Here is an 8540-nt window from a genome sequence, read left to right on the forward strand (position 1 = left end):
CGACTTCGAAGCATTCGGGCGCCTTGATGTCTTCCAGGTTGATGCCGCCGAAGGTTGGTTCCAGCGCCGAGATCGTCTCGACCATGCGCTCGATGCCCGGTGCGTCGATCTCGATGTCGAAGACATCGATGCCGGCGAACTTCTTGAACAGCACCGCCTTGCCCTCCATCACCGGCTTGGAGGCGAGCGGACCGATGTTGCCGAGGCCGAGCACCGCCGAACCGTTGGTGACAACGCCGACCAGATTGGCACGGGCTGTATAGTCGGCGGCGGTTGCCGGGTCGTCGCGGATTTCAAGGCAGGGGGCGGCGACCCCCGGCGAATAGGCAAGCGCCAGGTCGCGCTGATTGCCGAGCGGCTTCGTCGCCTGGATTTCAAGTTTTCCGGGACGGGGGTGCTTATGGAAATAGAGCGCTGCTTCGTCGAGGTCGGATCGGGCCGCCTTTTTGCTTTCGCTTGTCATGACGGCCGCCTCCTCAGTTCAGTCCGTTTGATGTTTTGAGTCTCTTAGCATGCAGCCGAGGCTTTTCGAGAGGTGATATGTCGCAAGCGCGACGCTCATGGCTTCGCATCGCCGGTCCGGCCTGTGTGGTCTGCCATTGAAATGTTGGGATGACGGGCGGGGTGCTGTTACGAGCTACGCCGCCGAATGTCTGCTTCGGATGGATAGTGTTGAAGAAGTCGGCGATGAAGCCGTGGATCCACTCGCACCGAAGCGTCTTGATTAAGGTCGACGCGACCTCCTCGCCTTAAGTGGCTCGGACGTTTGTTCCGAGGGTGCAAATCTTGGCCAATTTCCTGAGGTTCTGGGCGATGGCTGCAAGGTGGAACTCATCGCGGGCACCACAGGGGCCGCGCAATCGCAATCGATCGAGCTTCAGGATGCGCTTGAGGTGCGCGAACAGCATCTCCACCTTCTTCCGCTGATAGCGTGAGGTCTGGTAGGCGTCTGTCTTTGCGATGTCGCGGGCCATGTCGCGCGCGCCCTCATAGATCGAGCGCAGCACCTTGCGCGCCGGCTCCTTCGGGCAACAGCTGGGCTTCAGGGCACAGGCGTCGCAATCCAGCTTGCTGGCGCGATAGCGCATCATGCCATTCTCGTCGACGAGAGGGTGTGGCATCCGATAGGTCTTCTGGCGCTGCCTGAGCGTCTTCCCGCCAGGACAGATGTATGTATCGGCCTTATGGTCGTAGGTGAAGTCGTCGCGCGAGAAGGTGCCATCCTTGCGCCTAGACTTGTCGAAGACCGGGATATGCGGCTCGATCCCACGCTCATGCACCAACCAGTTCAGCATTTCGGCCGAGCCGTAGCCGGTGTCGGCAATCAGCCGCTCCGGCCAGAGGCCGAGCTCGTCGTGCGCCCGCTCGATCATAGTCTTGGCGGCCGTCACCTCGGCTTGGCGCACCGCGGTCGAGGGCTCCACGTCCACGATGATGGCGTGCTCCACGTCGATCAAATAGTTCGTGCAATAGGCATAGACGGCTGGGCCACCCCAAGCGGCAGTCCAGCGCGCGGCGGGATCAACAGGGGAGACGAACTTGGGCTCCACCGGCGTGGCGGCCCCGAAGGCGGCGTCATCCAGAGTGGCGAGATACTCAGCCACGGCCCGCTTGGCTTTGGGATTGAGGTCCTCGGCCGTTTCGATCCCGCGCTGACGATGGGCGTCGGCGACGATCATGCTGGCATCGACCGCAAAGCCTTCGCCGCCGACGAGCCCTTCAGCTATGCAGCGCCGGACGACGGTCTCGAACAGTTCGCGCAGCAGGTCGGCATCGCGGAAGCGGCCGTGGCGGGTCTTGGAGAAGGTTGAGTGGTCAGGCACATCACCCTCGAGGCCAAGCCGGCAGAACCACCGATAGGCCAGGTTCAGATGTACCTCCTCGCACAGCCGGCGCTCCGAGCGGATGCCGAAGCAATAGCCGACGATCAGCATGCGGATCAGCAGCTCAGGGTCGATCGAGGGACGGCCGATCGGGCTGTAGAAGGGCGCCAGATGCTGGCGGATGGCGGACAGGTCGACGAAGTGGTCGATCGCTCTGAGCAGGTGATCCGCCGGCACATGCCGCTCCAGGCTGAAGCCGTAGAACAGCTCCTCCTGCATCACACTTTGCTCGCCCATCATCGACTCAATCTCCTCTTACGACGAAGATTGAATCAGATGGGATATTCGGCTTGAGCCCCATCTTTGACGGTGATGGACGGAGGTGCTGCGCTCCGAGCTGATGATAGAACGTGGTCTGCAGCTACAGCCACAAGCATCAGGAAAGGAAACGCAGCATGAAGCATTATGCCGGATTGGATATCTCGGTAAAAGAGACCGCCGTTTGCATTGTCGATGAAACTGGCAAGATCTGCCGCGAAGTCAAGGTGGTCAGCCACCCCGACGACCTCACCGCGGTTCTGAAAGATCCCGCCTTGCGCATCGAGCGGATCGGGCTCGAGGCCGGACCGTTGTCGCAATGGCTGTTCGAAGGCCTGGCCAGGGCCGGTTTGCCGGCAATCTGCATCGAGACCCGACACACCAAGGCATTCCTCAAGGCGCGGCCGAACAAGACGGATCGCAATGATGCGCGCGGCATCGCACAGATGATGCGCGTCAACCTGTTCCGCCCGGTGCATGTCAAGACGCTGACGAGCCAGAAGCGCCGCGCGCTGCTGACGGCGCGCAAGCTGCTGCAGGAAAAGGCCCTCGCCATCGAGAACGACCTGCGCGGCCTGTCGCGCAATTTTGGGCTCAAGGTTGGCGTCGTCGGGACCGTCAAGTTTGAGGATCGGATTCGCGAGCTCGTCGAAGGACGCTGTGAACTGGCCGAAATTGTCACGCCGCTGCTGGAGGCGCGCTGCAAGCTGCGAGAACAGTTTACAGTTCTACATCGCAGAGTTCTGAGAATCGTGCGGGACGATGAGGTCTGTCGGCGCTTGATGACGATCTCCGGCGTTGGTCCTGTGGTGGCGCTGGCTTATGCCGCGACGATCGACATTCCACAGCGATTCAGAAACTCCAAAACGGTGGGGTTCATCCTGGGACTGACGCCGGTGCTCAACCAATCAGGTGAAAGTCACCGCGTCGGTCGCGTCTCGCTGTGCGGCGACGGGATGATGCGCACCTTGCTCTACGAAGCCGCCCAAGTGATGCTAACGCGCGTCAAGAAGTGGTCATGGCTGAAGGCGTGGGCGATGAATGTCGCCAAGCGGTGCGGTCTGCGAAAAGCGATCGTGGCACTCGCCCGCCGGCTGGCGGTCATCATGCACCGCATGTGGGTGGACGGCACCGAATTCCGCTGCACGCGGGAGGCCTCGCCAGCCGCTATCTGACCGGGAAGGCCGTAAGGAGAGAGACAAGTTCCGCCACCGGCGGAAGCACGTCCTTCGCGGGATGATGGATGAGGCGAGTTCGTTGAAGCACTCGGACCGGTCGCTCACTGCAGCCGATCAGGCCGCGAATCAGATTGTGCCGCTTCATTCTCCTGATCCCATGCTGGGAGGGCTAAAGCCGATCCCGTAGAGAAGCGAGGCCCCGCGAAAGACGTCAAACGCCGGAGAAGCCGCAAGCTCGAAAGCGCTTGACCTCAACATGCCGAATAGAGAAGTGCTTCAGGACTGCTGCAACCCGGACTTTTTCAACACTATCGATGGTTTGCGGACGATTAGGTATTCTTTCGCTAGTCCGCTGTGGCGCTGTTGCTCTCATAAACCGCACGAAAGAAACTCTTAGAATAGCGGTCGTACCACACGGCAGCCCACTCACCGACAAGTCGTTCTGTCGACGACACCCAACGCCGGTAGTCGACTGTTCGGCGGACACCGCCTTCCTCAAGCTCGATGTCCAGGTGGGTAAGCTTTGGGGTCGCATCCGAAAACCTGAGATACATATACGCAAACACCGCAATGTGACGTTTACCCATTGACAAGCAACGATTTTCAATCGCCACCACGGCAGACTGGACTGTCGCGAAATCCTCTAGCCTAGTTTCCGTCCATAAACGCTTCTTTTTGCGAACATTTGCAACCACTTGCCGTTCGTCGACTCGTTTTTTTGGAGGATGGGCAGGATCTAGGACGCTGGGATCGGCGCAAAGGGCGATGTGGGCGCAATCGCGCGCACGCTGCGGGGCCCAGCTCTGGCCGGTGCGCCGCAGTTCCGATGGTGGCTCGGCATCAGGTCGGTTTGAGACGTGCGAAGAGGACGAGATTGTAGGCTACGACCGAGGACCATATGTAGCTCTTGAAGTGATCAATGCCCGCGCCAGGTGCAGCGCGCCAAGCCGTAAGCGCGCTTGAGGCATGAGATGTCGGCCTCGATGCCGGCACGGAAGTTGCGCAGCTTGCGGTAAACCCAATTGCTTCTAACCATGTCCTCGATCCTGAGGCCGGCTTTCTTGTGGAATGCCATGTCGCGAACGCCCAAGATCTTGGCTGTAGCCAGATTGTCGCGACTGGCAAAGCCGCCGTCGGCCGCCGCCTGCCGCGGTGCGTGACCATAAAAGGCGATGTGGCGTTCCAGCATGGGCAGCAATCGATCGCTGTCGCGCGGATTGCCCGCCTCGATCACCAGATCGAGGATCATGCCGCTCCTGCCGGTGGTCAGGTTGAGCTTGTGGCCATATTCGGTGTCGCGGCTGCCTTTGACGATGATATCGGCATGGGGCTCGAACAGGCTGACCAGCTTGTCGCTGGCCGGCACCAGCTCGCCTGCCAACACCCGCCGCTCACTTTGTGTGATGATTTGCTCGATCAGCGGCCGATAGTGACAGACCTGGGCCTGCCAGAGTTCGATGAGTGGGTTGGCCGCCACGGCCAATTGCGCCGTCGCCTGTCGCAGATAGGCCAAGGTGGCGTGGGTGATCCCGATCAGTTCGTGGTAGAGCAGAACACGATTGGGTCGACCGCGTGTGAACTGGATCTTGGGGGCGCGCTTCTTGGCCGCGCGGCAGTGATCGTGCCATGCCAAGCCGGCGCCGCCGGCCAAGGCATCAGCCTGCTTCAACAGGCGCACCATGATTCGGACGGCGTCCCACAGCAGGCTGCTGTCGCTCGGTTCGTGCATGAGTGCTGAAGTCACTGTGCTATCCAGCCGCACGACAGTGCCGTCTTCCAGTTTCGCCTGCCGAGCATTCGACAGCAGCGCCCGATTGATCTCTTCCCAAGTCTCGGGCCGGATCGCGCTGATCGTCTTTTGCAGCACCGACTTCTGCGGGCTCCATGACCACGGCAGCCGCGCAAAGGCTCGAAACGACGCGGAGTCCTCAAGATGGAAGGCCCTCTTGGTAGGTCAGTTGTCGGTATTGCTTGAGAAGCGCACAGCGCAACACCGCCTCGGCAGGTAGGCCTTGCCGTCCGGTGGCCTTGACGCCGTGCCGACCCAAATCTCGCGCCACCAAGCCAAGCAGATCGCGGCGCTCGTCCAGCCAGTGCGACATGGCCTTCAGTTCGTGGCCGATCTCGTGCGCGGCGAAAAGATCGAATATGCTGGCTTGGACGGTGCGTTCTTGTCGCATTGTCGGCTCCGGCGGTTGCAGATTGTACTTTGGAATCAGTGGCATGAGACCAAAGTGTACCTGAAACCGCCGGGCCTTGCCTTCGCAAAATCACGATTTAATCAATAACATCAATGCTTTGGCGTTAGTGGACGGAAACTAGCCTAACCCCTCGTTCTAGATGAACGAAGTCAAGGAACAATCTCCTGTCGGTAATTGCAAGGTTGCCGTCGGCCGTGTTTCCAACACCGTGTGACAACAGTTTTTGCTTAACAAAGCGATAGATAGAAGACGCCATCGGCCGGTCTCACTTTCGGTTGCGAGGCAGGACATAGCATGCGGACTAACCTTAGTCGGCAGATCGGAGAAGCAGTGTTGAAAAGGAAAGCTCACCAGACGTCTCTCGAAGCTCGGGACCACCAGGCGCTCGATCAAAGCGTCGAGAACCTTGTCTCCGAAGATCGGGCAATTCCTCCTTCAGCGCATTCTGGTTATGCTTGGGTTTGAACATTTGCCGAACAGTATCTTTTCGTTAGTCCGTGCCTTCTTTCAGGCTTGGGAGCCTGCCTGACGGCGCCCTGCGCACGTCAGCGCATCAAACCCCCCGGTTCACAAAACAGACTCCCTGGAGTACTGGGAGCGCAGAGATATCTCCGGTCGCAGCCTACCCGGTCAAAACAGGGACCCCAACGATGAAGACTCTCGTCGTCTGCTCCGGCGGATTGGACTCCGTTTCGCTTGCTCACAAGGTGGCAGCGGAGCACGAGCTCGCCGGCCTCCTATCTTTCGATTACGGCCAACGGCACAGGAAGGAATTGGGCTTCGCCGCCCTTTGCGCGGAGCGTCTGAGCGTCCCGCACCGCATCATCGACATCCGCGAAATCGGCCGCGGCCTTTCCGGCTCCGCGCTGACCGATCATGTGGACGTGCCGGACGGCCACTACGCCGAAGACACGATGAAGGTCACGGTGGTGCCGAACCGGAACGCCATCATGTTGGCAATTGCCTTCGGTCTCGCCGCCGCGCAGAAGTCCGAAGCGGTTGCGACGGCCGTGCATGGTGGGGATCATTTCATCTATCCCGATTGCCGCCCGGCCTTCATCGACACTTTCCAGATCATGCAAGACCGCGCGCTCGACGGCTACGCGAACATTCGCCTTTATCCCCCTTATGTGAACCTCACGAAGGCGGACATCGTCCAGGATGGAGCAAGATACGGCACACCATTTGCGGAGACCTGGTCCTGCTACAAGGGCGGCGAGCGTCATTGTGGACGGTGCGGGACCTGCGTCGAGCGGCGCGAGGCGTTTCATCTTGCAGGGCACCCGGACCCCACCGACTACGAGGACTCCGACTTCTGGCTCGACGCGCTGCGCAGGAGGATCGTGTAATGTTCTGCATCACCAAGGAATTCCACTTCTCGGCCTCGCATCAGCTCACCTCTCTGCCGCCCGAGCACCAATGCGCGCGCCTGCACGGGCATAACTACATCGTCGAAGTAGAGCTATCGGCGAAGGAACTGAACGAGCACGGCTTCGTGCGCGACTATCATGATCTGGCGCCGCTCAAACGCTATATCGACGAGAGCTTCGACCACCGACATCTCAACGAGGTGCTGGGGCATGAGCAAGTCACGGCGGAATGTCTGGCCAGACATTTCTATGGATGGTGCAAGGCACGCCTGCCCGAGACCTCGGCCGTGCGGGTCAGCGAGACGCCGAAAACCTGGGCGGAGTACCGGCCATGACCCATACGCATCCGGCAATTCGCGTGAGTGAGATTTTCGGGCCGACGATCCAGGGCGAGGGCGTGCTCATCGGTTTGCCGACGGTCTTCGTCAGAACCGGCGGGTGTGATTATCGCTGTTCCTGGTGCGACAGCCTGCATGCGGTGGACAATCAATTCCGCCATGAATGGGAGATGATGTCCATTGGCGCGGTGTGGCAAAACGTGCTTGCGCTTTCCGGTGGCCGCCCGCTGATGGTGTCGCTGTCAGGCGGCAATCCGGCCATCCAGCCGCTCGGCGCGCTCATCGAGCGAGGCCATGGTGAAGGTTACCGTTTTGCGCTGGAAACCCAAGGTTCGGTGGCCAGGGACTGGTTTGCCGACCTTGACGTGCTAGTCCTCAGCCCAAAGCCGCCGTCAAGCCAAATGACGACCGATTGGGCCGCTTTCGAGGCGTGCCTCCAGGCGGCACAAGGCAGGCCGCAAGTCGTGCTCAAGCTCATTGTTTTCGACGAAAGGGACTACGCCTACGCGAAGGACGCCGCTGCGAGATTTCCGCGACTTCCGATCTATCTGCAACCCGGCAATCACACGCCGCCACGCCCCGCAAATGAAGACGCGCCTGTCGACCTTGACGGAATATTGAAGCGCATGGAGTGGCTGGTTGATAGCGTGACCCGCGACAGGTGGTTCGAAGCCCGTGTGCTGCCGCAGCTGCACGTTATGCTCTGGGGTAACAAGAGAGCCGTCTAGCCTAGGCCCGCTAGGGCGACGGCCTTGGGCATAACCACAACAAGATGTCGACCATCTGGATGCCGATCGCAGTCAAAGTGCTTGCGTCGACGGCCTTCCAGCGGCTGCCAGCCTGCGTGTAACGCCCAGAGCGACCTCCAATCCCCGACAGTCGGCCCTTCCTTCGATGAAGGGCACGCGCCAGCGGCGAGTACAGAAATCCGCACAAGCACGGCGTGAGAGGTCCTGCGCGTTTCTCGCGCCGCCGCGTTTTGGCACGGAGCTTGCGGCAGCGTTGGTGCAGCGTTCGACCGGAGCGCCGCGACGGGAGAAGCCTGGGCGGGAGGAACCCACCTCGATCCGGTCAGGGAAAGAAACAGTGTCAGCTGCACAAGTCCGCAGCGCTGGCCCCGCGCCCCGCAAACCCTTCTATGCCAAGCTTTACGCGCAGGTGCTTGCCGCCATCGCCCTAGGCGTCGCAATTGGCTATTTCTATCCGGGGACCGGCGAGAGCCTGAAGCCGCTGGGTGATGCCTTCATCAAGCTGGTCAAGATGATCATCGCGCCTGTCATCTTCCTGACAATTGCGACCGGCATTGCCGGCA

At 60.5% G+C, this 8540-nt stretch carries 6 protein-coding genes and 2 pseudogenes; 5 read left to right on the plus strand and 3 right to left on the minus strand.

What is annotated here, in order from left to right; all coding sequences use genetic code 11:
* Positions 1 to 463, minus strand: a pseudogene (locus NKI47_RS34110) (NADP-dependent malic enzyme); the annotation flags it as partial.
* 286 nt (positions 464 to 749) lie between these two features.
* Positions 750 to 2123, minus strand: coding sequence for a transposase (locus NKI47_RS34115; protein WP_352473781.1), 1374 nt, complete (start codon positions 2121 to 2123; stop codon positions 750 to 752).
* A gap of 155 nt (positions 2124 to 2278) precedes the next feature.
* On the opposite strand from NKI47_RS34115, the gene NKI47_RS34120 reads away from it, so the two are divergent.
* Positions 2279 to 3316 (plus strand): IS110 family RNA-guided transposase, encoded by a 1038-nt coding sequence (locus NKI47_RS34120; protein WP_352596066.1) that lies wholly within the window; start codon positions 2279 to 2281, stop codon positions 3314 to 3316.
* An 843-nt stretch (positions 3317 to 4159) separates the two neighbouring features.
* Here NKI47_RS34120 and NKI47_RS34125 read toward each other — a convergent pair.
* Positions 4160 to 5499: pseudogene (locus tag NKI47_RS34125) on the minus strand (ISNCY family transposase).
* Between the two features lie 671 nt (positions 5500 to 6170).
* Between NKI47_RS34125 and queC the strand changes: the two are divergent.
* From queC to NKI47_RS34145, 4 genes are all read left to right on the plus strand, one after another.
* Positions 6171 to 6869 (plus strand): 7-cyano-7-deazaguanine synthase QueC, encoded by a 699-nt coding sequence (gene queC, locus NKI47_RS34130; protein WP_352596069.1) that lies wholly within the window; start codon positions 6171 to 6173, stop codon positions 6867 to 6869.
* The gene (gene queD, locus NKI47_RS34135; protein WP_352596072.1) at positions 6869 to 7225 is read left to right on the plus strand and encodes a 6-carboxytetrahydropterin synthase QueD; all 357 of its coding nucleotides are present in this window, start codon (positions 6869 to 6871) and stop codon (positions 7223 to 7225) included. Before queC ends, queD begins: the two co-directional genes overlap by 1 nt.
* Positions 7222 to 7956: a 7-carboxy-7-deazaguanine synthase QueE gene (queE, locus tag NKI47_RS34140; RefSeq protein WP_352596075.1), complete on the plus strand. Its 735-nt coding sequence runs from the start codon at positions 7222 to 7224 to the stop codon at positions 7954 to 7956. The genes queD and queE overlap by 4 nt, the downstream gene beginning before the upstream one ends.
* A 358-nt stretch (positions 7957 to 8314) precedes the next feature.
* Positions 8315 to 8540, plus strand: a 226-nt coding sequence (locus NKI47_RS34145; protein WP_352596078.1) for a cation:dicarboxylate symporter family transporter, incomplete at its 3' end; no start/stop codon positions are given.

Source organism: Mesorhizobium sp. M0633 (assembly GCF_040320645.1).
Lineage (GTDB): Bacteria > Pseudomonadota > Alphaproteobacteria > Rhizobiales > Rhizobiaceae > Mesorhizobium.

What these genes read in the sequence shown, in the direction of transcription:
- queE (WP_352596075.1), top strand. Translation starts at nt 7,222, where the DNA reads ATGACCCATACGCATCCGGCAATTCGCGTGAGTGAGATTTTCGGGCCG.
- queC (WP_352596069.1), top strand. Translation starts at nt 6,171, where the DNA reads ATGAAGACTCTCGTCGTCTGCTCCGGCGGATTGGACTCCGTTTCGCTT.
- NKI47_RS34120 (WP_352596066.1), top strand. Translation starts at nt 2,279, where the DNA reads ATGAAGCATTATGCCGGATTGGATATCTCGGTAAAAGAGACCGCCGTT.
- NKI47_RS34115 (WP_352473781.1), bottom strand. Translation starts at nt 2,123, where the DNA reads ATGATGGGCGAGCAAAGTGTGATGCAGGAGGAGCTGTTCTACGGCTTC.
- queD (WP_352596072.1), top strand. Translation starts at nt 6,869, where the DNA reads ATGTTCTGCATCACCAAGGAATTCCACTTCTCGGCCTCGCATCAGCTC.